Annotated in this window: 1 protein-coding gene; it reads left to right on the top strand. The window is 46.4% G+C overall.

From position 1 onward, the window contains the following. Positions 1–238: 238 nt before the first annotated feature. Positions 239–2740: hypothetical protein (locus AAE514_RS18335; RefSeq protein ID WP_347333010.1), on the top strand; the 2502-nt coding region annotated here is incomplete at its 3' end.

The raw sequence follows: 2740 nt of genomic DNA, 5'->3' as shown, positions 1-2740 counted from the left end.
TAGACCTCTTCTTGTTGTGCTCTTCGACAGGTTGCTTTCTACAGGGAAAGTCACCTAAGGGAAGTGTAAGGTGTTTGCGATGTTCAGAGCCCTCTTCGTGTTGTGTTTTATTTCCAGTTCTTGCTTGGCGCATTATGATAAGTCCGATGCTGTACCAGTTAAGGCAACGATTACGTTTGAGTGCACCGCCTCAGGGAATACGTTCGAGTCAAGAAATGGAAGTGATCGAAAGAAATGCATGTACGATAGTGTTCCAGAGCCTAGGGAATGCACCAAGAAAAACTGGATGGGGATAGGTGACGATCTGAGGCTTTATGGAAATGGTTCATTTACTCATGATTTCTGGTTTTGTGAAAGGGATGGTGAGACGATCTACCGAAAAGATAGAATGATCTATAATCGAGTAATTGCAGCAGATTATGATTGTCCTGAGTCCCACCCGTATGGCCCAGACGGTGACCATTACTTTGGTCCTGATGAAGATAGAGCGTGGCAAAGAACCTGCTATGATCCAGAGGATTTTTGCACGCCGCCTTTTGAGTGGAGCGAGGAAAAGTCGGACTGTGTTACCTACTGCCCGCCAGGTTCATCTAGGTTCGACTTCAAGCTGGGAATGTGTGTCCCGGAAATGCAAAATGAACCTAACTCTTGTGACAGGTTTGCCGGCAACCCGATAAACATTCAAACTGGGGAAAAAGTTGAAAAATTCGATCCGGATTTTTCAGTGGGAGATTCCGTTTTTCCAATAAAGCTAGCTCGAATTTATCGGTCGTTTCCGAATGTCTATGAGCATAGAAAGTCCTCTCTGGAAAAGGTGCCAGGTGATTCAGTTGAAGCTAATGGTTGGAAAGCTTATCGGCAACCCAGAGACTACGAAAAAGTTCCCGTGCCTATTTTTGACTACTTAGAGAACAGTGGCTCGAAAGGCGGCGATTATACGGCCCATAACTATGAAAAAAGAATTGTAAAGAAAAGTGATTTGCAGGTTCTTTACCTTGATCCCACTGGGGTTAGGGAGTTGGTTGCGAATGTTGGTTACCCTAGGGCTTTCGGCGGGGGAACCCTGGAGAATGTTGGTAGTGGTTGGCACGTCTACAGGAAAAGTGGGGTAAGAGAGGAATATAACGAGGAAGGATATTTAGTTCGACTTTCTCATCCCTCGGGTAGATTTCAAGAGTTGTCTTATGAAAATAATTTGCTACAAAAAATATCAGATGATCAGGGGTATGCTGTAGATATCTCGTATAATGATAGAGGTCTCATGAGCGCTGTTGAGCTTCCTTCGGGTGAGGAAGTTCTTTATCACTATGACGGTAAGAATCGCCTTGAGTTAGTCGAATATCCCGGCGGAAGACATGTTCGACATCGTTACGATAACCCGCGCTATCCATATTTGTTAACTTCACTGGTCAATGAGCAAGAAATAGCTATATCTGAGTGGGAGTATGACTCATTGGGAAGAGCTGTATTGAGCAGGCACGGTGAGGGAGTGGACGAAACGTCAGTTGAATATGAAGACGGCGCTAGCCATGTCACTAACTCTAATGGGAAGATGAGATCGGTATATTTTGACAAGCGATATGGACGTATAGAAAAAGTGGTGGGTGGCGAAGTCAGTACTTCCGGGGAAGAATCAGAGATTACGTATTCGTATGAAACTTTTGGAAATGACGTCACCGTTAATAAAAATTCGGGAGGAAGTAAAACGATTGATTATGGTGTAAATAATATAAGGTATTTTAGAGAGATGTCAGGGGATGATGTCGTTGTTGGAAACACATTCTACGATTGGCATGAAGTCTATGGAACTATAGAGAAAATAGATCGGCCCAATGGTCACCGAACGAAGTTGTCCTACGGCGATGGTGGTCGTATTGAATCGGTAACAGAGCAATGGTCCGGAAATATCCGTGCTACCGAATACTTTTACAATGAAATGAACCTCCTCGAAAGCGTCGATGGCGCCAGGACTGATGTTAGCGATGTTGCCTACTATCGTTATGATGAAAACCGCCGGTTGACCAGTATTGAGAACCCTCTTGGGCATAAAACGATTTTCCTTGAGCGTAACCCAAATGGTGAGGTGACCCGCCTCGAAGACCCAAATGGTCATACAGGGAATATTGAGTACGACGCGGCAGGTCGGATTGTTAGCCAAAGCATCAACGACCATCGTGTTGAGTACGATTATGCATTGGGTGGACTTCTGACCCAGGTTAGGCGCGATGCCGCATCGATCAACTATGAATACGATGGAGCTAACAGAGTGACCTCAATCAGCGATGGCGAAGGTAATCGAATAGAGCTGGAGTTGGATAGCTCGGGGGATATCATAAAAAGGGATATCTACGATTCGGGGGGCTCGATTCGTTATACTCAGAGCTATCTATACGATGAAGTAGACCGGCTCCACAAAACGATCTCAGCCTCTGGTCAGGTGTGGGAAAACCACTACGATATTTCCGGCAACCTCATAAAAACAATCAGCCCGGTCTCCGATGACGTAGAAAGCGAATATGACGTTTTGGGGCGTCGGGTGGCGCAGACGGATCAAATGGAGCAGGAAACCCGCTATGAGTACGATGGCCAGAGCCGACTCACCAAAGTAGTCGACGCTACCGGCAAGGAAACCCTCTATACCTACAACGGTTTCGGAGAGCTAACCGAGCGTGTGAGTCCCGACACCGGCACCACCACCTACGACTACGACAGCGCCGGCAACCGGCTATCCCGGCAGGAC

The sequence above is a fragment of the Marinimicrobium locisalis genome (assembly GCF_039822625.1).
Taxonomy (GTDB): Bacteria; Pseudomonadota; Gammaproteobacteria; order Pseudomonadales; family Cellvibrionaceae; genus Marinimicrobium; species Marinimicrobium locisalis.
Note: the sequence above shows the minus strand (reverse complement) of the source record. Positions and strands in the feature narration are given on the sequence as shown.